The 22918-nt window shown below is 40.8% G+C and carries 21 protein-coding genes; 8 read left to right on the top strand and 13 right to left on the bottom strand.

Annotation, left to right across the window (positions count from 1 at the left end):
- Positions 1-5: 5 nt before the first annotated feature.
- The 3 genes from ABDV70_RS11455 to ABDV70_RS11445 all read right to left on the bottom strand — a co-directional run bounded on the left by ABDV70_RS11455 (position 6) and on the right by ABDV70_RS11445 (position 4058).
- Entirely contained in the window at positions 6-1319 is a 1314-nt protein-coding gene (locus ABDV70_RS11455) for an MFS transporter (protein ID WP_343597866.1), read from the bottom strand.
- A gap of 269 nt (positions 1320-1588) precedes the next feature.
- A complete protein-coding gene (locus ABDV70_RS11450; protein ID WP_343597865.1) occupies positions 1589-2518 on the bottom strand; it encodes a LysR family transcriptional regulator in 930 nt (309 codons plus the stop codon).
- A 475-nt stretch (positions 2519-2993) separates the two neighbouring features.
- Positions 2994-4058: an alpha/beta hydrolase gene (locus tag ABDV70_RS11445; protein WP_343597863.1), complete on the bottom strand. Its 1065-nt coding sequence runs from the start codon at positions 4056-4058 to the stop codon at positions 2994-2996.
- A gap of 329 nt (positions 4059-4387) precedes the next feature.
- Between ABDV70_RS11445 and ABDV70_RS11440 the strand changes: the two genes are divergently transcribed.
- Both ABDV70_RS11440 and ABDV70_RS11435 read left to right on the top strand, forming a co-directional pair.
- Positions 4388-5578 carry an MFS transporter gene (locus ABDV70_RS11440; protein ID WP_343597862.1) on the top strand — a complete coding sequence of 397 codons (1191 nt, stop codon included), beginning with the start codon at positions 4388-4390 and terminating at the stop codon, positions 5576-5578.
- A gap of 651 nt (positions 5579-6229) precedes the next feature.
- The gene (locus tag ABDV70_RS11435) at positions 6230-7123 is read left to right on the top strand and encodes a LysR family transcriptional regulator (RefSeq protein ID WP_343597861.1); all 894 of its coding nucleotides are present in this window, start codon (positions 6230-6232) and stop codon (positions 7121-7123) included.
- A 188-nt stretch (positions 7124-7311) separates the two neighbouring features.
- Here ABDV70_RS11435 and glmS read toward each other — a convergent pair whose 3' ends face one another.
- From glmS to ABDV70_RS11395, 8 genes are all read right to left on the bottom strand, one after another.
- Positions 7312-9153, bottom strand: a complete 1842-nt coding sequence (gene glmS, locus ABDV70_RS11430; RefSeq protein WP_343597860.1) for a glutamine--fructose-6-phosphate transaminase (isomerizing) — start codon at positions 9151-9153, stop codon at positions 7312-7314.
- A 12-nt stretch (positions 9154-9165) separates the two neighbouring features.
- A complete protein-coding gene (gene glmU / locus ABDV70_RS11425) occupies positions 9166-10530 on the bottom strand; it encodes a bifunctional UDP-N-acetylglucosamine diphosphorylase/glucosamine-1-phosphate N-acetyltransferase GlmU (protein WP_343597859.1) in 1365 nt (454 codons plus the stop codon).
- 6 nt (positions 10531-10536) lie between these two features.
- Positions 10537-11028 carry a phosphatidylglycerophosphatase A gene (locus ABDV70_RS11420; RefSeq protein ID WP_343597892.1) on the bottom strand — a complete coding sequence of 164 codons (492 nt, stop codon included), beginning with the start codon at positions 11026-11028 and terminating at the stop codon, positions 10537-10539.
- 22 nt (positions 11029-11050) lie between these two features.
- On the bottom strand, positions 11051-11977 hold the full coding sequence (gene thiL, locus ABDV70_RS11415; protein ID WP_343597858.1) for a thiamine-phosphate kinase: 927 nt from the start codon (positions 11975-11977) through the stop codon (positions 11051-11053).
- 14 nt (positions 11978-11991) lie between these two features.
- Positions 11992-12435 (bottom strand): transcription antitermination factor NusB, encoded by a 444-nt coding sequence (nusB, locus tag ABDV70_RS11410; RefSeq protein WP_343597857.1) that lies wholly within the window; start codon positions 12433-12435, stop codon positions 11992-11994.
- Between the two features lie 3 nt (positions 12436-12438).
- Complete coding sequence (ribE, locus tag ABDV70_RS11405) at positions 12439-12909, bottom strand: 6,7-dimethyl-8-ribityllumazine synthase (protein ID WP_343597855.1); 471 nt, start codon at positions 12907-12909, stop codon at positions 12439-12441.
- A gap of 11 nt (positions 12910-12920) precedes the next feature.
- On the bottom strand, positions 12921-14042 hold the full coding sequence (ribBA, locus tag ABDV70_RS11400; protein WP_343597853.1) for a bifunctional 3,4-dihydroxy-2-butanone-4-phosphate synthase/GTP cyclohydrolase II: 1122 nt from the start codon (positions 14040-14042) through the stop codon (positions 12921-12923).
- A gap of 280 nt (positions 14043-14322) precedes the next feature.
- Positions 14323-15588 carry a hypothetical protein gene (locus tag ABDV70_RS11395; RefSeq protein WP_343597852.1) on the bottom strand — a complete coding sequence of 422 codons (1266 nt, stop codon included), beginning with the start codon at positions 15586-15588 and terminating at the stop codon, positions 14323-14325.
- Between the two features lie 77 nt (positions 15589-15665).
- On the opposite strand from ABDV70_RS11395, the gene serB reads away from it, so the two are divergent.
- From serB to ABDV70_RS11380, 3 genes are all read left to right on the top strand, one after another.
- Complete coding sequence (serB, locus tag ABDV70_RS11390; RefSeq protein ID WP_343597851.1) at positions 15666-16889, top strand: phosphoserine phosphatase SerB; 1224 nt, start codon at positions 15666-15668, stop codon at positions 16887-16889.
- 413 nt (positions 16890-17302) lie between these two features.
- Positions 17303-17620: an AciT family ciprofloxacin tolerance protein gene (aciT, locus tag ABDV70_RS11385; RefSeq protein ID WP_343597850.1), complete on the top strand. Its 318-nt coding sequence runs from the start codon at positions 17303-17305 to the stop codon at positions 17618-17620.
- Between the two features lie 151 nt (positions 17621-17771).
- Positions 17772-18251, top strand: coding sequence for an SCP-2 sterol transfer family protein (locus ABDV70_RS11380; RefSeq protein WP_343597849.1), 480 nt, complete (start codon positions 17772-17774; stop codon positions 18249-18251).
- A gap of 54 nt (positions 18252-18305) precedes the next feature.
- Here the strand turns inward: ABDV70_RS11380 and dtd are convergent, their stop codons facing one another.
- Entirely contained in the window at positions 18306-18746 is a 441-nt protein-coding gene (gene dtd, locus ABDV70_RS11375) for a D-aminoacyl-tRNA deacylase (RefSeq protein ID WP_343597848.1), read from the bottom strand.
- 204 nt (positions 18747-18950) lie between these two features.
- Here dtd and pncB point away from each other — a divergent pair, with 204 nt between their 5' ends.
- From pncB to asd, 3 genes are all read left to right on the top strand, one after another.
- Positions 18951-20177, top strand: coding sequence for a nicotinate phosphoribosyltransferase (gene pncB, locus ABDV70_RS11370; protein ID WP_343597846.1), 1227 nt, complete (start codon positions 18951-18953; stop codon positions 20175-20177).
- A 136-nt stretch (positions 20178-20313) separates the two neighbouring features.
- Positions 20314-21162 carry a rhodanese-like domain-containing protein gene (locus ABDV70_RS11365; RefSeq protein ID WP_343597844.1) on the top strand — a complete coding sequence of 283 codons (849 nt, stop codon included), beginning with the start codon at positions 20314-20316 and terminating at the stop codon, positions 21160-21162.
- A complete protein-coding gene (gene asd / locus ABDV70_RS11360; protein ID WP_343597842.1) occupies positions 21159-22010 on the top strand; it encodes an archaetidylserine decarboxylase in 852 nt (283 codons plus the stop codon). Before ABDV70_RS11365 ends, asd begins: the two co-directional genes overlap by 4 nt.
- A gap of 159 nt (positions 22011-22169) precedes the next feature.
- Here the strand turns inward: asd and ABDV70_RS11355 are convergent, their stop codons facing one another.
- Positions 22170-22607, bottom strand: a complete 438-nt coding sequence (locus tag ABDV70_RS11355) for an Ivy family c-type lysozyme inhibitor (protein WP_343597840.1) — start codon at positions 22605-22607, stop codon at positions 22170-22172.
- Positions 22608-22918: the final 311 nt, after the last annotated feature.

Raw genomic sequence — 22918 nt, 5'->3', positions numbered from 1 at the left:
TTGTTTTAAGGGCCAACCTTTGCAGGTTCAGCAATCGCGTCAGATTTGTTCTGCTTAGAACCGCGACATAAATACAAGCTTGAGATGAGACTACATACCGCTGCTAACATCAGCCAGAATGCTGGTGTGCTGGCATTGCCTGTGTTTTCGACAAGGTAAGTACATGCCATTGGCGTCATACCACCAAAAATAGCGGCTGCAAGGCTGAACGCTAAAGAGAAGCCAACTGTACGAACACGTTTTGGCATTACTTCGGCAAGTGTTGCGACCATGGTGCCGTTGTACATACCAAAGAAAAATGAGAAGTAAGCAAGCGTAATAATTAGATTGGTAAAACTAATGTCACTCACTAACCAGCTTAACACTGGATAAGTTGTAAAGATGGCAAGGGTTGTAATGCCGACTAACACTGGACGACGACCAATTTTGTCTGAAAGCAAACCACCCATTGGTAACCAGAAGAAATTGGATAAACCTACAAACACGGTTGCTAAAAGGCTGTCTGTGACCGACATTTCTAGAGTACGTTTTGCATACACAGTGGTGTAAACCGTAATGAAATAGAACGTGGTTGTGGTCATGGCACTCATCATCATACCTGCAAGTACAATGCGCCAGTTGCTCGCAAGCGTGCTGAAAATTTCTTTTGAAGTAGGATGCGATTTTTGCGCTTTAAAGTCTTCAGTTTCTTCTAAGGTACGGCGGAATAAGAAGATTAAAGGAATAATCAAACAGCCAATGAAAAACGGAATACGCCAGCCCCATTCACCCACTTGAGCATGAGTTAAAATGGTGTTGAGCCAGTAGCCAAGTAATGCTGCGAATACCACCGCAATTTGTTGGCTGCCAGATTGCCAGCTTGTGATAAATCCACGGTTTTTATCTGTTGCAATTTCAGCTAGATAAATCGATACACCACCAGATTCAACACCTGCTGAGAAGCCCTGTAACAGACGCCCAATCACCACCAAAATTGGCGCAATAATACCAATGGTTTCATAACCTGGTACAAAGGTAATTAAGATGGTGCCGATGGCCATGAGGCTTAAAGTCACAATAAGCCCTTTACGTCGTCCGACTTTATCGACATAAGCCCCCAAGAAAATAGCACCGAGGGGACGCATAAGAAAGCCCGCTGCAAACACGGTAAATGTCATCATTAAAGAGACATATTCATTCTCAGAGTGGAAAAATTTTGCTGCGATATAAGTAGCATAGAAACCAAAAAGAAAAAAATCGTACTGTTCTAAAAAGTTGCCACTCGTTACATTTAATATTTTTTTAAACGTAGCACTACGTTTATTCCTACTATTATCCATTGGAGACCTCCTTGGTCTGACAGAATGGAAACATTCAACATTATTCTTGGATATAAACTAATTCGCTCGAAAAGACCTAAAAGAAGAATGGGGCAGAGGGCTTTACAGATATCCTTAGTAAAGAAGATGTGACGCCTTGTTTCCAGTTCAAGTTACATATTCATATTTCTATTAAGTAGAAATCCTATTCAAAGTGAAATGTAATCCTAAAAAGCAGTCAGGAGTAAGGGGACAAAATTAATTAGGTATTTAATAAAATTAATGACTCTTTATAGAATCATTTCAGAACATGGCCAGATTTGATTTTGAATTAATTCTTTTATACAGGCTTTAATTGCTGATTTTGCAGCCAGTGCAGCAGGAGATAACTCATCCTCAGAGAAACTGACTAAGTAGTTAATACGTTCAATTTCGGGGGAAATTACTTTTAGAAGCTGTAATTGGTGTTTATATTCATTAAGACAAGCACTTCCAGGGCGAACACTTGCAAGGTCAAGGTGAATTAGACTATTCATCAGTAAATGTAGACCATCAATTTCATAGACAACATTCAGTTTACCAATCTTATGCTCAAGTAATTTTCTTAAGCTATGGCGTTGACGTGGTAATACTAACGGGATATCACCAATTTGCTGCGACTGAATAATTCCACTTTTGATACAGTCGGCAAGACCGTATTTTTCGAGCACTTCTTTGCGCGCCATTAAATACATTTGTTCACGTACCAAAGGTTGTATCGACCACTGTTTATCAATTTCATTGGTAAAAATAATCGCGATATCAAGCTGACGCGAGTTAATTGCTTGAATCAGGTTGTCCGAGAGTGTTTCAATCACTTCTAAGCGAATATCGGGATAGCGTTCAGACATTAATTTCATTAAAGGTATACCAAGCAAAGCACTAATGGTTGGTGGAAAACCAAGGCTGACATGACCAGAAAGCCGTGCCGAATGCGCAGCATCTATCGCAAAGTTCACTTGACGTAAAATCAGTTGAGAATGTTTTAAAAATGCCAAGCCTGCTGGGGTCGGTGTAACACCAAAAGCATTACGTTGTAATAAGCGAATGCTTAACTCTTGTTCTAGTTTACTAATTTGCTGACTAATGGCTGACGCACCAATATCAAGTTTTTGAGCTGCTTTTCCGATACTACCCGCTTCAACAACGGTCAAAAAATACTTTATTTGTTTTATTTCCACATTTTATCTCAACTAGATTTTAGTCATTCGTGAAGTGTAAGTTTATTCAATATTTGAAAATAGCGTTGAATGTTTTCTTTTCTATCCATCTTAAGTCGTATATGGATGTTTCATTTGGGTATCAATCGTGAATAACAAGATTAGAATCAGGGGAAGATATTTTAATTCTCCCATCACATTGGAACTCCATTTTTTGTGTATCTAGATTAATTGGCTGATCAATTTTAGGTGTAGATATTGGTATTTTTGCTCTCTTACAGGCTTTACTTGATCTGTTCTGAGTATACGTTTGGGTTATTTCCTACTTTTCGGATCATTCAAAGTACTATAGGTTGTGAATAATATACTTATAACCTACTACAATCAGAATAAAGATAACGGTATGTTTTGTCATCATGACTGAACAATAACGTGGCCTTTCAATTAAAAAAAGCCAAGCTGACTTGAGTCTATTCAACTTGGCTAAATGATGGGCTTACTTTAAGTTTTTAGTAAAGAAGTCAGCTAATTTATCGAAAGGGATTAAATCAACACGGTCATAAAGATCAACGTGTCCAGCACCTTTGACGTAATACAGCTCTTTAGGTTCACCTGCACGCTTATAAGCATCTTCACTGAACTCCTTTGAATGTGCCTGATCACCAGTAATAAATAGCATTGGACGAGGTGAGATGGTTTCTATGTCATTAAATGGATAGAAGTTCATAAACTTGATATTACTCGTCAAAGTTGGATGTGTAGTCAACTCTGGGCTTGAGCCTTTAGGTGTAAATTCACCACGTGGCGTACGGTAAAAGTCATAAAATTCACGTTGAATAGGATGGGTATCGGCAGTGAGTTCATGTACTGTACCACTGGTATACTCTGTTTTACCCCCAGTAAATTCCACATAACGCTGTTGAGCTGCATTTGCAATGATCTGTTTTCTTTGCGCTAAGGTTTGAGAATGGTTCAATGCATTACGAGCAGCAGAACCCATATCGTACATGCTGACTGTTGCTATAGCTTTCATCCGTGGATCAATTTTCGCTGCACTAATCACAAAGCTGCCACTACCACAAATCCCTAAAGCACCAATACGGTTACGGTCAATAAAATCACGGGTTCCCAGATAATCTACTGCTGCACTAAAGGCTTCAGCATAGATATCGGGAGCGACCACATTACGGGGTTGACCATCACTTTCCCCCCAAAATGACTGATCAATTGCAAGCGTCACAAACCCTTGTTCTGCCAACTTTTGGGCATACAGCATGGAGCTTTGTTCTTTGACAGCGCCCATCGGGTGTCCAATGACAATTGCAGGGGATTTGGTATTTTTCTTGAGATGTTTAGGGATGACCAGATTACCCACAATATTCATGTTGTACTGGTTTTTAAAAGTTACCTTTTGGATGGTGACCTGACTGCTTTGATAAAAGTTATTTGCGCCGTTTGACATATCTGCCGCCATCGTTGAGGTTGAAGAAAATAAACTGACTGTAGTTGCCAGAGCAGCGGTTAAGGCCACATTACGAAATTTTTTCATCCGAGTTTGCATGATCTCAGCTCCCATATCAGATGTGTTTTAACAAGTTTAGGTATGGAAGAAAGTCTAGCTACTTTGGGTGTTCAGGATTAGTCTAAAAAAACGGCATAGACTTATGATAAATATTCATTAATTTACAAGCAAAATCTTTTAATTTTTGGATATTCATTAAGTTAAGGGCAAAATTTGCAGTGAAATGAATCTGCTGTGGTGACCAATGATCTCATGACTGTAGAGATCGATTCATGAATTATATACATAACTCTATTCTTTTAACCCTGCTTATTCCCAACGGTTCTTATTTTTATAATTAGCATCTCAATCTTATGTCAGGAATAACAATGTCAAGTCCTCTAGAAGAACAAGAGCATGTGGAACCACCTGCATATTGGAGTGGTGTTTTTGCAATGAGCTTATGCATTTTTGCATTGATTGCCTCTGAATTTATGCCAGTCAGTTTACTTACTCCAATTGCCGCGGATCTTCATATTACAGAAGGGCTGGCAGGACAAGGAATTGCTATTTCAGGCACTTTTGCTGTCATTACAAGTTTGACAATCTCTCGCTTGGCAGGAAGCATCAACCGCAAAACCTTATTATTAATTTTAACTGCTATCATGGCAGTGTCAGGTGCAATTGTCGCACTTGCACAAAGCTATACAATCTACATGATTGGACGAGCACTGATTGGTATGGTCATCGGTGGCTTTTGGTCAATGTCAGCAGCAATGGCAATGCGTTTAGTGCCAAGTGCCCAAGTTCCTCGCGCATTGGCGATCTTTAATAGTGGTAATGCCTTGGCAATGGTGATTGCTGCACCTTTAGGCAGTTATTTGGGATCAATCATTGGTTGGCGCGGTTCATTTTTTAGTTTGGTTCCTGTTGCCATACTCGCACTTATTTGGCAGTGGATCAGCCTGCCATCCATGCAGGTTACATCTGAGTCAGCAGAAAAACGTTCATCAATTGTGGGGTTATTAGGTAATCCTGTGGTGATGATTGGTATGCTGGCGGTCAGCTTATTTTTTATGGGGCAATTCTCACTTTATACCTATGTCAGACCATTTCTGGAAACCATCACCCAGGTTAATATTTCGACCTTGTCCCTGATTCTGCTTGGAATTGGAGTGATGGGATTTATTGGCACCAGCGTCATTAATACTTTCCTGAAACGTGGGTTTTATACAACCTTAATGATGATCCCAATCATGATGGCGGTCATTGCAATCAGCTTAATCTTTTTTGGGACATGGCCAATTGTGGTCGCTGTGTTGCTGGGTATATGGGGATTTTTGGGAACGGCGGCCCCTGTAGGATGGTGGAGCTGGTTGGCCCGTACCTTGCCTAATGATGCTGAAGCTGGTGGTGGTTTAATGGTGGCAGTTGTCCAGCTCGCAATTGCATTGGGTTCAACACTCGGTGGTATGTTATTTGACCATAGTGGTTATCAGGCGACTTTTGGGGTGAGTGCCATTATTTTAGTGATTTCTGCGATTTTAACTTCACGTCTTAGCACGAAGCAAAAAAATTAAGGAAACTTAAATATGAATATAAAACATTCTCTTTAAGATATTCCTATAAACCATTATGAAAATTTTAAGGCAGATAGATAAAGCCCAAAAATCAACATGGTATTATGATTAAAATTCATCAATGAACGATAACCGTTCAGATGTTTGATTTGTCCCTAAGCCATACAGGGCGTAAAATGGTATATTCCAGAGGAGGATGTTCAATCCCCTCTGCGGTTCTTAAATTAGTCAATGTTTGACGCCCATTTCCTGCATAACTTTGACAATATTTTCGGTTTTGGCATCCAAATCCATACCTCCCAAGGTACTGATTACAATATCCTGCCGCTGAATGGCATCTCCTTCAAATATGTCGATCTGTTTATCATTATGGACAATATGGAGTTTACTTTTCTGACGAAAAAATAAACTTAATTGTACATTAGGTTGTTTGATCCATCATGAAATGACCTATTGTGTTGTAAGACCATTTGCATCTATCAAGATCACTTTTTTTCATTTCAACTTTATCCATTAAATTTATATTGTTACGAGTATAAGAATGGGAAAATAAATGATTAAGGACTTAAAATTGAATGGAATCATGAAAAAAACTAATTAATAAGTTCTATACTGATTTCAAGCGCAATTTCAAACAGGGATACAAGCATTGTGATTACAAAAGAAAATTACAACGACCTCTATGCTTTCCTGATGGTAACTCGAGAGGGAAGTTTTACTAAGGCAGCAGGGAAACTAGGGGTTTCCCAGTCAGCTTTAAGTCATACTATCCGTGGGTTGGAGAAGCGTTTAGGGATGTTGCTGCTTACTAGAACGACCCGAAGTGTATCGCCTACAGAAGCAGGGGAACGATTACGGCAAACGATTAGTTCTAGCTTTGACTATATTGATAATGAACTTTCATTACTGACCAAACTGAGGGACAGTCCTGCGGGAACGATAAGGATTAATGCCAGTAGTCATGCGATTCGTCAAATTTTATTACCTAAATTACAGCAGTTGACCCAACTTTATCCAGACATCAATATCGAGTTGACAGCGAATAGCGGTATGGTTGATATCGTGGCAGAACGCTTTGATGCAGGTGTTCGGTTTGGTAGTCGGGTTGCTGAGGGAATGATCGCTGTTCGAATTGGTCCAGATGTTAATATGGCCGTTGTCGCCACCCCTGAGTATTTTGAAAAAAATGGCGTACCGCAGACTCCTCAAGATTTATATCAGCATTCGTGTATTGGTTTTAGATTAATGACTCAGGGAGGAATATATGCTTGGGAGTTTAAACATGATGGGCTGGAAGTCAAAATTAAAATCAGTGGACAATGGATCTTTAATGAGTCTTACCATAGTGTGGATGCTGTGCGTTTAGGCTTAGGTGTTGCTTATATTCCTGAAGATATGGTTGAAGATGACCTGTTAAGTGGGCGTTTAATTAAAGTACTTGAGCCCTATAGTATCCAGTTTCAAGGTTACCATTTATATTACCCACATCGACATCAACAGTCTCCAGCTTTGAAGTTAGTTATTGATGCTTTAAGATTTAATTAAAAAGATGGGGTGATAGACGAAAATGAAACACATGGATTGAGTGTTGAGTAGATCCTACAAATTCTATTTTACTTATCTTTTGAGGTTTTCATCACTTTGTTCATCTGTTTAGGTTCAAAGCTTTTTTCTATTGTATGAGAGTACATTAAAAGTACTCTCATACAACTCTTGCCATTTTCAGCCCTAGCTTATTCAACCGTAACCGATTTTGCCAAGTTACGTGGTTGGTCGACATCTGTACCACGTAAAACCGCAACATGGTAAGACAACAACTGTACTGGGATACTATAAATAATTGGTGCTAACCAAGGATTGACACTTGGAATGTTGACTACATGTTGGCGATCTTTTTCTTTGATATTGCTGTTTTCATCGGCAAAAACAAAAAGTTCACCACCACGTGCCTGTACTTCTTCCATATTTGATTTTAATTTATCGAGCATGTCATCGTTCGGTGCGAGGATAACAACAGGCATTTCAGTATCAACCAATGCCAATGGGCCATGTTTTAATTCACCAGCAGCATAACCTTCCGCATGAATATATGAAATTTCTTTCAATTTCAATGCACCTTCAAGCGCAATTGGAAAATTGGTTCCACGCCCTAAGAATAAGCAATGCTGTTTTTCAACAAACAGTTCAGAAAGACGTAAAATTTCTGCATTGTGTTGTAAGGTATCCAGAATCACTTTTGGACAATGCCATAATTCACGCGTAATTTCATCCATTTGCTGTGCTGAAATACGCTGTTTGACGTGCCCAATTTTCAAAACAAGGAGCATTAATGCTGCAAGCTGCGTTGTGAAGGCTTTGGTCGAAGCAACACCAATTTCAGGTCCTGCAAGTGTAAGTAAAGAATGATTTGTTTCACGAATCATTGAAGAAGTTGGAACATTACAGATTGCGAGCGTTGCAATGTCTAACCCTTTTTCTGCGGCACGTTTTTGTGTGTCACGTAATGCTGCAAGGGTATCTGCTGTTTCGCCTGACTGCGAAATACAGATATACAATGTACGATTGATAATTACAGGGGAGCGATAACGGAATTCACTGGCAATTTCAACCTGACATGGAATGTCAATCAGTTGCTCTGCCCAGTATTTTGCAATCATACCTGCATGGTAACTGGTACCACATGCAATCATTTGAATCTGTTCGATTTTCTCAAAATCAGATTCAGCATTTTTTAAGAAATCTTCACGTAAACCATTGCCATTTAACGCTTGAGAAATGGTTTGTTGTAATGCTTCAGGCTGTTCATAAATTTCTTTCAACATGAAATGTTTATATTCGCCTTTAGAAACATTGCTTACTGTCGCATCAAGTTCTTTAACAGGACGATCAATAGATTGAGTCCCGTGCGCAAAAATTTCAATTGAAGTACGTGTTAGGCGGGCAATATCGCCTTCTTCAAGGTAAATAAAGCGGTTTGTAATCGGTAAAAGAGCAAGTTGGTCTGAACCAATAAAGTTTTCACCAATTCCCACACCAATCACCAGTGGAGAACCTTCACGAACCGTGATGAGTTCATCTGGAAAATCTGCATGGACGATACCCAGTGCATACGCACCTTTAAGGCGCGGCACAATGTGCTGTACGGCATTCAAAAGGCTAGAATGTGTTTTTAATGATTCAGCAACGAGGTGCGCAACAACTTCAGTATCTGTTTGCGAGGTAAACACATAACCCAAGCCTTGTAGCTCTACTTTTAGTTCAGCATAGTTCTCGATAATACCATTGTGAACAACAGCAACTTTACCTGAAATATGCGGGTGAGCATTCACCTCAGTTGGTTTACCGTGAGTTGCCCAACGTGTATGTGCAATTCCCAATGAACCAAGCAAATGTTGTTCTTGAACGGCTTCTTCGAGATTCACCACTTTCCCTACACGACGTTCGCGAAGGACTTGATGATGATGAACGAGGGCTAGACCAGCAGAGTCGTAACCACGATATTCCAGACGCTTTAACCCTTCAATGAGTACTTCACTAATATTACGTTCTGCAACGCCACCAACAATACCACACATAATATATTCCTCTTATTTCTTAGTCTTTTGGGGACGTTGATAATTTGCTTTTTCAATTTGCTGAGCACGTTCAAATGCCAGCGTGTTCTCAGGTACATCACGTGTAATCACTGAACCCGCACCTACAGTTGCCCCATTGCCAATCTGGATAGGTGCAACCAGTGAACTGTTCGAGCCAATAAAAGCAGCATCACCAATAATGGTTTTATGCTTATTGACACCATCATAATTACAGGTAATGGTACCCGCACCAATATTTGAGCCTGCACCGACTTCGGCATCACCCAAATAGGTAAAGTGATTTGCTTTTGAACCTAAACCAATCGATGAGTTTTTAACTTCAACAAAGTTACCAATATGCACATCGTTCGCTAATTTTGCGCCTGGACGTAGACGGGCAAATGGGCCAATTTGCGTGTTTTCACCGACAACGGCACTATCAAAAATACTATATGGCTGAACTTTTGTGCCAGCTGCAATTTTGGTATTTTTGAGAATACATCCTGCACCAATCTCAACGTTGTTACCCAGTTCACAGTCGCCTTCAATAATGACATTGATGTCGATACGGACATCCTGACCGACTTTAAGTGAACCACGCAAATCAAAGCGTTTTGGATCGCTGAATGTAACGCCTTGGCGCATCAGTTCAAGTGCTTGCTGTGCCTGATATTCGCGTTCAAGTGCTGCAAGTTGGATACGGTCATTTACGCCTTCAACTTCAAATGCTAATTCGGGGTGAATCGAGGCAATTTCAAGTCCATCGGCTACGGCCATAGCAACAATATCTGTTAGGTAATATTCGCCTTGTGCATTGTTATTGGATAGACGAGGTAACCATTTATGTAATTTGGCATTGCTAACACAATAGATTCCAGTATTAATTTCCTGAATCTGACGTTGTGCATCGGTGGCATCTTTATGTTCGACAATAGCTTGAATTTTACCATTTTCCCGTACAATGCGCCCGTAACCTGTTGGGTCGGTCACATTCAGGGTAATCATACCGATTCCTGTTTGTGCAGTGGCATGTAACAATTTTTCAAGTGTTTCTTGATGAACCAAAGGAACATCACCGTATAAAATCAGCGATGTACCGTGTTGAGGAAGAACGGGCAGGGTCATTTGTACTGCATGTCCTGTTCCGAGCTGTTCGGCTTGTTCAACCCATTCAATTTGTTCATTCTTAAACGCTTGCTGAACCAAATCACCGCCATGACCAAAAATAGTAATAATGTTTTTAGCCTGTAATTGTTTTGCGGTATGGATGACATGACCGAGCAAGGGTTGTCCTGCCAAAGGTTGAAGAACTTTAGGCAGCTGCGAACGCATGCGAGTGCCTTTACCTGCAGCAAGAATAATCACGGTAGTTGACATAATAACCTACTTAAATGGTGCTGAAGCACCAGAAAGCAATAAATAGATGAGAATACATATTGCCGCCCAAAGGCCTGCAATAATGTCGTCGAGCATAATTCCGAAGCCACCAGCCACCTTTTGATCGGCAATGCGGATAGGCCACGGTTTCCAAACATCAAATAGGCGAAACAGGGCAAATCCAATTAGAATCCATTTTAACTCGATTAGATTAAAATAGATTAAAGGGAGTAAACTAATAGATTGCCCTGCAAATTCATCCCAAACAATACGACCATCATCGTGTACTTGTATGATTTCGGCTGTTTTTCCGCAAATCCAGATACCGACAAGCGACATGATGATGATGACAAAGACTGAACCTGAAAACCCAAGTGAGAGCCACAGTGGAATAAACAACAATGCAAATGCTGATCCAAATGTGCCGGGTGCTTTGGGGGTTAAACCTGAACCAAAGCCAACACCACAAAAGACAACCAAACGCTGTGCCCAAGACATGGCTTGAAAGTTGATAGATGGTTTATGCAAAGTGTTGATATCCGTGTAGATCTAAATGTTGTATTTCACCCTGATATTGGAGTTCTAAGCGAGGTGATGCTTGAATTTGTCCAATAATTTTAAGAGGAACATCAATTTCTTTTAATGAGAGTTCTGCATATTTTTGTGGTGAAATGGTGAAACAGAGCTCATAGTCATCGCCTCCTGCAAGTGCATATTGCCATTGTTGGGGCAGAGGTAAATGTGACAATGAGGAATCAATCGGTAAATCTTCTAAATTTAAAATCGCACCGACCTGTGAACCTTGAAGGATATGCCCAAGATCCTGAATCAGCCCATCGGACAGATCAATCATGCTTGAGGCAAAGTTGCGTAATTGCAGGCCTAATTCACAGCGTGGTGTCGGGTAGTCAAGACGTTGTTGTAATGAATGCCCTAAATGATGTAGCGCAAAAGCAGCATCGCCAATTTGACCGCTAACCACAATGTAGTCATCAACCTTTGCGCCTTGACGAGTAATGGCTTGTCCCTGTGGAATCCAGCCCAAAGCAGTAACACTGATGGTTAAATGTGGGCTTTGAGTGGTATCTCCGCCAATCAGTTGAACCTGATGAGGAGCGCAGCAATCGAATAGGCCTTGTGAGAAGTCACTGAGCCATGTTTCATCGACCTCAGGCAAGCTGAGCGCGAGTAAGATGCTGTGGGGTGTTGCACCCATGGCTGCCAAGTCAGATAAGTTGACGGCAACACTTTTCCAGCCAATGGCATGGGCAGAAGTCGAAAGCGGAAAATGTCGACCAGCAACCAGCGTATCTGTACAGATCACCAGTTGATGTCCGTGGGGAGGCGTGACCACAGCCGAATCATCTCCGATACCCAGTTCAGTTCCCGCTGTAGATAGGGGGCGCTGTGTTTTGAAATAACGGTCAATAATTGAGAATTCGGCCATGTAGTTTCGCCTGATTAAGCTTGTTTTTCAGCTTCACGTAAGCTTTGTGCTAGGCGGTCAAGTACACCATTGATGTATTTATGACTGTCTGCGCCACCAAAGTGTTTTGCAAGTTCAATTGCTTCATCTAACACAACACGGTATGGAATTTCCATGTGGTTACGAAGTTCATAAGCGCCTAAACGTAAAGTTGCCAGTTCAACACCATCTAATGCGTCTACTTCCCGATCAAGAACAGGAATAAGTAATGCATCAAGTGCTTCGTGGTCTGCAATCACTTGAGTGAGTAACTCATGGTAATAGTTTAAGTCTACTTTGTGCATGGCATTTTCGGCACGTGTACGCGCTTCAATTTCATGAACAGGGTTGTGGCTCATTTGCCACTCGTAGATTCCTTGTACAGCAAAACGACGTGCTTTACGTTTTGCTGCATAAATTGCTTGTAATGTTTGCGACATGAATTAAATAGCCTTTAGCAAGTTCACCATTTCAATGGCCGTTAAAGCAGCTTCGCTACCTTTATTGCCAGCTTTGGTGCCTGAACGTTCAATCGCCTGCTCGATGCTGTCTGTTGTCAGAACACCGTTAATCACAGGTAGGCCTGCATCTAAACCAACAACTCCTAATCCTTTGGCACATTCGCCTGCCACGAAGTCAAAGTGTGGTGTACTACCACGAATGACTGCACCTAAGGCAATAATGGCATCGAACTGTACTGAATTTGCTAATTTTTTTGCAACGACAGGCAATTCCCAAGCACCAGGAGCATGAATCACCGTGATGTTTTCTTCAGCAACACCATGGCGTTTTAGAGTATCAATTGCCCCTTCTAAAAGATGTTCAACGACAAAACTGTTGAAACGAGCAACTAAAATCGCATAGCGGCCTTCGCTTGCGAGATGTAATAAACCTTCAATACGGCGAATCGCCATAGCAACCTCGATTATTTTCCAGTGGCATCTTCGGCAGAAATATATTCCACCACTTCTAAATTAAAACCTGAAAGGGCATTAAAACGTAAAGGCGAACTGAGCAGATTCATTTTCTCCACACCCAAATCACGTAAAATCTGTGCACCTACACCAATGGTTTGATATTGATGTGACAGGGCAGCATTTGATTTTCCTGTTTGAGGATGGTGAAGCGCATCTAAAGCTGCACCTAAATCTGGCAAGTTTTTCTGACCAATCCAAACCAAAACACCGCGTTCGCTGTTTGCAATGGTTTGTAAGGCACGGTCAAAACTCCAAGCCGGTTCACCAGACTGTTTCTTCAGTTTTAACAAATCACGTGTTGGGTTAAAACCGTGAACACGGACTGTTGATACACCTTCTTTCGGTTCACCTTTGACAAATGCCAGATGGATATCTGGACTGCCTTGTTCTTGATAACGATATAACTGGAATTCTCCATAATCGGTATCAATGGTTTCTTTGCTTAATCGTTCAACGGTTTGTTCGTTGGTCATCCGATAGTGGATGAGATCGGCAATTGTACCAATTTTTAAGCCATGTTTCTCGGCAAATATTTCTAAATCTGGACGACGAGCCATTGTGCCGTCTTCTTTGATGATTTCGCAAATGACAGAAGCGGGTTCTAAACCAGCTAAACGGGCTAAATCCGAACCTGCTTCGGTGTGTCCTGCACGGTGCAATACACCACCGGGTTGTGCCATAAGTGGGAAAATGTGACCTGGTTGAACAATATCGCTTGGTTTCGCTGTAGCAGCAACGGCAGTACGAATAGTATGCGCACGCTCTGCGGCAGAAATACCTGTGGTAATGCCATCGGCAGCTTCAATGGAGAGGGTGAAGTTTGTGCCGTGCTGTGCGCCATTTTGGTCAACCATGAGGGGTAAGTTGAGCTGGGCGCAGCGTTCCTTACTCAAAGTTAAACATACCAGACCACGGGCGTGGGTGATCATAAAGTTAATGTCTTCAGCACGAACATGTGCCGCAGCCATAATTAAATCACCTTCATTTTCACGATCTTCATCATCCATTAAGATGACCATCTTACCAGCGCGGACATCCTCGACTAGCTCTTCAACCGTATTGAGCGCCATCCATTTTCACCTTAATTTAGTTTGCACACATGCTGTGCCTGTCATTATATGAAACTTATATTAGCAACTTTTAATTGCATTTGCCTATGTTTATCTATGTGACGCAGTGTCGCAAACATGGATATCTAATTGTTAATAATGGCAAGTTGCATAAAATCAACTGTAGCTTGAAATCTCTTTCAGTCGAATTTTGAATATTGTTATTTATTTCCAGAAAATGAAAAACCCGTGCGAATGATCAGATCAAAGCACGGGTTTAACTGGAACGAGCAGAAGGGGATTAAGCTTCGGTTGAAATCTGCTTTTTACCTTTTAAAATTTCGGTACGTAAACTTTGTGCCAGTTCAGCACATTCAGCATTCATGCCGTTAATCATAAATGCATGGCGCGTGAGGACATTGCTTGGATTTGGCAAGGCCACCAGTTGATAGCAGTCACTGACTTTTTTAAGCAGGTCATTGCTGAGGTAAAGTGCGCTTTCTTTTGCAGTAAGATGATGCGCCAAACGGGTCGCTGCCTGAGCTGCGTCAAGCTGCATATCTTCCACCATGCCCGCGACAGCAGAACGGGTTTGTAAAACGAAACGCTTTTCTTCACGGTAACGCTTGTAGAGTACCTCTGACAATAACTGGAATACAGTTCCAATCATCAGTAAACATTCGGTGGCTTTTGGATGCTGTGTGGTGGTGCTTAGCGTTGCGCCCTCATGATCAAATTCTTGTTCAACTTTAAAGTCGGCACTATTAAGTTGATAGTGTTTGGCGCAAAGTTCGGTACTTTTCTTTAAAAATAATTGGCAAAGATTGAAGTATGGAATAGAAACAGATTGGCTAACCGTATCGAGCAGTTGTTTTGGATCATAGAATTGAATATTGAGCGCAATTTGATGTTCGTTCATATCCTGTGTTGGTTGTAAGGCAGGATGATGTAAGGTTTGTTTTTTCGGTTGTTGTTGTACCTGTGCGATTGCAATCGCTGTTTGATGTTTTTCTTGTTCAAGTGCCTGAGTTAATTCTTGAATTTCATGTTTAAGACGCATTTCATTGTTAATGCGTGCCAAGTATTCACTACGACTTGGACGAGCAATGGCACGATAAGCAACCCAGAGTAAGGCATGCAGCAGTAGCGATAAAAAGATGGCGAGCCATTCGCTACGTAAAATTTCCCCAATGCTTGGCTTGATGAGTGTAACTTCAACGCTTCCGACTTTCTTTTCATTTTGCAGGGCATCGCGGGTGAAGACTTCACCTGAACGGGTTTTGTATAAACCATCCGTTGCAAGTACTTGGCTGTTGGCATCTAAAATGCGAATAGAGGCAATGCTTGGATTGGTTTTATAACGATCAACCAGTAATGCCAAAGACACACGATTTGGCGGATCCATTTCATGTAAGCTATCTGTGACCAGTTGCGATGTAACCAGTTGTCCCTGATTGGCACGGTTTTCTTTGAGTTGATGTGTGGTCGCAATCACCAACAAAATGGTTTGCAATGCAAAGCTTACAATTAATAGGCTAGCAAATAGCCCTTGTCTAGGTGCATTCAAGATAAACTTCCAAGGCAATTCAGTTCAAATTCGATTATGATTCCAACAATAATTGTAGCTCAGACTAGAGTCAATCCATGCGAGAAATCACCCTTATATCATTTTTAGGACCTGATCAACCGAACTTACTCAATCGATTGATACACATTTTATCCCATCATTCATTGCAAATCCTGGATATTAACCAAGCGGTGATTTATAACCAGCTTTCCTTGGGTTTTGTCACCGCATCCGATGACCCTGCCAAAACTGCACTGGCAATGAAAGAACTGCTTATTTTAGCACATGAAATTGGTTTAACTGTGCGTTTGAAACCAATCTCCAACGCAGAATATGATCAATGGGTAAGTGAAGGTGGGCAGCGCCGTTATATTGTGACGACATTCGCGCCAGAATTGACCGCATCCGATCTACATGCCTTGACTGAAGAAGTCGCAAAACAAGGTTTAAATGTAGAAACCGTGACCCGACTTTCATCACGTCTACATCGCGATGCTGAACAAACACAGGTTCCTGCACGTGCATGTATCGAGTTTAAAGTAAAAGGGCAGGTGTCAGATCTTCAAGCAATGCGTAAGGCATACTTGAACTTGTCAAACACACTCAATATCGATGTTGCAGTTCAGGAAAACGATGTGTACCGCACCAATCGTCGTCTGATCTGCTTTGATATGGACTCTACCCTGATTGGTCAGGAAGTGATTGATGAGTTGGCTCGTGAAGCGGGTGTTGGTGAACAAGTCGCAGAAATCACTGAACGTGCAATGCAAGGAGAACTTGATTTCCAACAAAGTTTCCGTGCCCGTGTTGCCTTATTAAAAGGCTTAGATGCTGCTATTTTGCCAGAAATTGCAGAACGTCTGACCATCAATGAAGGCGCACAACGACTCATTTCAACCTTAAAAGCATTGGGCTATCACACGGCTATTTTTTCGGGTGGGTTCCAGTATTTTGCAGAATATCTGCAACAAAAACTGGGCATTGATGAAGTACATGCCAACCATCTCGATATTGTTGATGGCAAAGTCACAGGTGAAGTTTCAGGTCAGATTGTGGATGCTGCCCGTAAAGCAGAACTACTTCAAGAATTGTCAGAGAAACTCGGCATTTCTTTGGCACAAACCATTGCGGTTGGTGATGGTGCCAATGACTTACCGATGCTGGCTTTGGCTGGTTTGGGCGTAGCATTTAAAGCGAAGCCATTGGTTCGCCAAACAGCAGACCATGCAATTTCTAATGTTGGTTTAGATGGTGTGTTGTATCTTTTGGGGATGCATGATCAGGAAATTCAGCAACTTTAATTGACGCTGTAAGCCTAAATAAAAGTGCAATTTCAGGATTGCACTTTTGTCATATTATTTTAATAAAAATGAAAGATTTAAGCCTGAAAAATTTAGACATATTTTTGGTTCAAAGCCGCGAAAAAAATTCAAAAATCATCTTCAAAATGCTGTCATGAATTGTAATGACACGCGAACAGCGATAAATGCTTTCGTTGGCTTATTTTTGTGGTCTAAAATTTTGTAATGACAAAATAATGTTGCGACAATATGTGTCGCTTAAGAGATAAATTCCCCTTTTTTTTTAGAAAAAACTTTGCATAATGCAATCAAAGGTCATTTTTAAAAGTCCGATTCAAAATGCAAATAACGACTGAGCAGCAAATAGCTTTGAGCGTTTCACTCACATCATGAGCGTGATAGACGGAGGTTTTATGATAACAGCAAATTTTGCCAGCTTTGTGGGGCTTGGCTTGATTCTAATTGCACTGGTTGCTGTTTTCTTTTCGCCCTTTCGTCATTGGCTTGGGTTTATGTTTGCAGGTATGGCGTTTTGGGGCATGATCGAAATCGTGCGTTTTGGTGTGCAGCATCTATTTCATTGGCCAATGACATACAGTTATTTAACGGCATTAAGCTGTGCAATGGCAGTGATTACACTGGTTTTACTCAGAGCAGATCGATTGGCTCAAAAGGCAATGGCACGTCGCCAACTGATTGAACATACCCCTGTGTATGATGACGAACAATAATAATAAGATTCGCGCTTACTCAACTCGGGTGTATTGAAAAATACACCTTCTTTTTTTTCTTAAAAATTATCATACAAAGCAATGTAGCAGCCCGATTAAGTTATGATACGATGACTCAAATCAAGACAAAATGACAATAGGCTAAATGCACATGAAGCTTTCTGCGATTCCTGTCGTAAAATTACCTTTAGTAAATGTAAGTACAGATCCACTCGATTTATTGTTGGTCGGGGTTGCCCTGCGGATGAAGCAGTTGGCGAAAACCAATCCTAAATTTATTGAACTCATCCATGATCGTCAGTTACGTATTCAAATTTCAACTGAAGCGGGATTTGCTCGACAAATTATCGTAAATCAAGGGCAAGTTGAAACAGTCGCTGGTTCAGAACAACCTGCTGATTTTTCTTTGCAGTTTGCAAACAGTGATCAGGCAGTTAAAACCTTGTTAAAAGGGAGTCCTGCTGCGTTTATGACTGGTATTCAGGACGGTAGCATTAAAGCAGATGGCGATTTCACTTTATTGGTTTGGTTTAATAAGGTTGCACGTTTATTGCCACCAAAACTTCCGAAACCTGTAGAAGAAAAAGTACAACATGCACGTGAGTTTGTTCGCCATAAGTTTGGTAAATAATCTTGGCATGAAATGAAAAAGCCTTCGTAAAATGACGAGGGCTTTTTTTATGGGTTAATTTACTTCCAGATTAAAAGTAACTGGCCCATCGTTGACCAGATGAACTTTCATATCGGCGGCAAAAATCCCCGTTTCAACCTGTGGATATTGGCTTTTGGCATACTCAACGAGTTGCTCATAAAGTGCTTTCGCTTCGTTTGGTGGCATGGCTGGGCCAAAATCGGGACGTAAACCTTTTTGTGTTTGCGCCATGAGGGTGAATTGGGAAACCAGTAAAACACCGCCTTGTGCCTGAGCGACATTCCAGCCCATTTTGCCTTGCTCATCATCAAAAATTCGATATTTAAAAATTTTATCGAGCAGTTTTTTCCCAATGTCTAAATTATCTTCTTTGGCGATTCCAAGGAATACCAATAAACCAGTGCCAATTTCGCCTGTAATCTGGTCATCGACCACGACTTTGGCTTGTTGTACACGTTGTAATAAAGCACGCATAATGAACAGGTTATTTCTGAAAAATATAAGCACTATAAAGCAGACATGGCTTTTTGAAAATGAAATCACTGCCTGAAATGGATGACTTTACGATGAAATAAAAGGATTTTAAGATGAATTTTTAGAGGGAATTTACGAAATCTAGGGTGTTTCAATCTAAAAATATGGTTTAATGCCCTGAGTTAAGAAAGATCTATATTCAATATGGAACCAATAATACGATCTCTACTCGATACGGATTTATATAAATTCACCATGTTACAGGTGGTGTTACACAAATTTCCTCAGACGCACAGTGTCTACCAATTTCGTTGTCGTAACCTCGAAGATACTGTTTATCCACTGAGCGATATTTTAGACGACTTAAATGAACAATTAGACCATCTTTGTAATTTACGCTTTCAGGACGATGAATTACTTTACTTGCGTAATTTGCGCTTTATTAAAAGTGATTTTGTTGATTATCTAGAATTATTCCAACTGAAACGCCGCTTTATTCATGCCAGTATTGATCGCCAAGGACGTTTAGATATTCATATCGAAGGGCCAATGGTTCAGGCATTAATGTTTGAAATTTTTGTGTTGTCTATCGTCAATGAGTTGTATTTTAAACGGATTCATTCAGACGCTGTGCTTGCCGAAGGCGAACGTCGTTTACAAGCCAAACTGGCGTTGTTAAAACAATTAGGACAGCAGCAGCAACCACAAAATAATCCATTTTTAGTGTCAGACTTTGGCACACGCCGTCGCTATAGTTTGGCATGGCATCAACATATTGTTGAAGAATTTCATCGTACTGCACCGAATATTTTCCGTGGAACCAGTAATGTCATGTTGGCCAAGGAAATGGGGATTACTCCAATTGGGACAATGGCGCATGAATTTTTACAGGCATTTCAGGCACTGGATGTACGGTTACGCAATTTCCAGAAAGCGGCTTTAGAGGCGTGGGTACAAGAGTACCGTGGAGATTTGGGCATCGCATTGACCGATGTGGTCGGAATGGATGCGTTCTTGCGTGACTTCGATTTGTATTTTGCCAAATTATTCGACGGTTTGCGTCATGACAGTGGTGATCCGTATGAATGGGGCGATAAAGCCTACGCACATTATCAAAAGTTAAAAATTGACAGTAAAACCAAAATGCTCACTTTTAGTGATGGGTTAGATTTAAACCGTGCATGGGATTTACATCAATACTTTAAAGACCGTTTTAAAGTCAGCTTCGGGATTGGGACGAATCTGACCAATGATATGGGCTTAAAACCTTTAAATATTGTACTCAAACTGGTGGAATGCAATGGTCAGTCTGTGGCAAAAATTTCAGATAGTCCAGGCAAAACCATGACCGATAACAATACCTTTTTGGCTTATTTGCGTCAGGTGTTTGACATTGACGAGCCTGAACAGGTCGGGTTAGAACGGGCTTAGGATAGGCATAAAACTTGTACATCAATAGAAACGCTTAAATCTGAAATTTTGTGATGAGTAGTACAAAAAATCAGAATAGTGAATAAATTGGCTATGCTAAGATCAAACTTGGCAGAATTGAGATTTCAAAAACTCTATGGCTATATCTGAATTTAACTTTGGCTTATTGATCGAAGCTGAAGAGCTTGTGCCACATTTGGGCAATCCACATCTAAAGATCATCGATTTAAGTCGAGCTTCGGTTTATGAGCAGTTGCATATTCCGCATGCCATTCATGTCAAACCACAACAACTGGTCAGACAGCAAGGGCTGACATCAGGGTTATTGCCTGATGAACAGCAATTACAACAACTGATTGAAACACTTCAACTCACACCTGAACAACATGTCGTGGTTTATGACGATGAAGGTGGTGGTTGGGCAGGGCGTTTCATTTGGAATTTACACTGCCTTGGTTTTTATCGAACCAGTTTATTAAATGGTGGTATTCATGCGTGGATTGCAGCGAAATACCCGACTTCGATAGAAATCCCTCAACCCATTTCTTCTTCACCGCTATTGCAAGTGGATACCCTACATGCAAAGGCTGTTCGGGTGGAATATCAAGATTTATGTGCCGAGGTACAAGCAGGTTCTGTACAGCTTTGGGATTGCCGAACGCTAGATGAATATACAGGACTCCGACTGGCGGCTCGCCGTGGTGGACATATTCCTGGTGCATTGCATTATGAATGGAGTACTGCCCTAAATCGGCAAAATCATTTAAAATTACACGACTTCGAGCGCATACAGCAACGATTACACCAGATAGGTTTTGATTTGGAACAACCTGTTGTGGTGTATTGCCAGTCACATCACCGTTCAGGTTTGGCTTATATTGTAGGGCGTTTATTGAACTGGCAGATTCGAGCATATGATGGCGCGTGGAGTGAGTGGGGAAATCGCCCCGACAGTCCAATTGTTACGGGAGAGAATCCATTTTGAGCCTCACAGATCAATTAAAGAAACAGCTTTTTTTACAGGCTCAGCGTATTGTGCCGCAACATCAACTTAGCCGTGTTGTGGGTAAGGTTGCTGCAAGTGAAAATCCAATTGTTAAAAATATTGCAATTCAGGCATTTAAATCGAAATATCAAATTGATTTATCGATTGCTCAACAAAAAAATGCGTTGGCGTATAAATCGTTTAATGAGTTCTTTACGCGTGGTTTGCAGCAAGGCGTCCGTGAAGTCGATGCCAATGTGCACAGTATTGTGAGTCCTGCAGATGGTATGATTTCACAGATCGGAAACATTGTAGAAGGTGAGGTTTTTCAAGCCAAAGGACAGCATTTTTCTGTAGAGCAGTTGGTTGCTGACCCTCAACTTGCAGAACCATTTCGTAATGGACAGTTTGCAACGGTTTATCTGTCTCCAAAAGATTATCACCGTGTGCATATGCCATTTGCAGGAACGCTTACGGAAACACTTTATGTACCGGGCGAGCTGTTTTCGGTAAATCAGGTTACCGCAGAAAACGTACCAAGTTTATTTGCACGAAATGAACGTATGGTGTGTTTATTCGACACCGAAATTGGTCGTATGGCGGTGGTGTTGGTCGGTGCAATGATTGTGGCGGGGATTGAAACAGTCGCGACAGGCAAAGTGAAGCCTACAGGACGTTTAGAACTTCAAAAGCACCAGTTGGCTTTGGCGAAAGGTGATGAACTTGGTCGTTTTTATTTAGGTTCAACTGCTATCGTTTTATTTGAACCGAATGCCATGCATTGGGATGCACAATTTAAAGCTGAATCTGTGGTGAACATGGGTGAGCGTTTAGGCGTGATAGGTTAGTTTTTCTGTTGCGAGGAAAATGACCTTCCATGAAGTGATTCATTTTTAGCAATCAATAAAAAAACAGTTCAAGTGAGCTGTTTTTTTATGTGGGTTTGTCAGCATTTCAGCAGACATTCGTGAAAAGCCAACAAACCCTAAAACCATTTGAAAGATGGGTTAGAAATTAAATTTTTGTGGATAGTTCTCTAAAGCACCTGTCAATGCCGCCAATAAAACGGTTTTCCCTGCAATAGAAATTTCAGGTTGGTTTGTCATCCATTTTAATTGTTGCGTCGCTGTTTTGTCGTTGACGACAGAATAGACGGACGACATTGCCTTCGTTGTCGGTGAATACAATGTTGCAATCTGTTCACTTGCACAATCATGTGGTTTGCATGAACTGAAAACCAGATATTGCTTACCTGCAATTGTGACTGACTTGGTTTCAGAAGTTGTTCCGCCTTGTTTTACCCACGCAGGTAAATTTTTATTTAAAGTCATCTTTTTAAATTCGGCTTGAGCAACTTTATCTGAGGAAATTTCTCGTGGTTGTGCTGCGTTTACAGTAGCGGCACAAATAAGAGAGAGTGCACCTAAAAATATTACTTTTTTCATAAAATCACCTTTTTGTATTTTATAGAAGGATTATAGATATTGATGAAACGTCGATATAGATAAAAATTATATGTAATTTGTTTCTGATTATTTAAAAATTGTGAATTAAGTCATGTTTCATCATTGATTTGTAGTGATATGTTTATTAAATTAATAAAATATATTTATATATAATAATTGATTTAATTTGATTGTAAATAAAAAAATTGATGTTTTTTTATTCGCCTTAATCTTTGCAGCACGATAAAGGATTGGTTGCATATGATTTGCGGTGAAAGACATACGTTTGCGTATGGGCACTTTCGCGGGAT

This window comes from Acinetobacter sp. (assembly GCF_039596015.1).
In the GTDB taxonomy this organism is placed as follows: domain Bacteria; phylum Pseudomonadota; class Gammaproteobacteria; order Pseudomonadales; family Moraxellaceae; genus Acinetobacter.
This window is presented reverse-complemented; position numbering and strand designations above follow the sequence as displayed.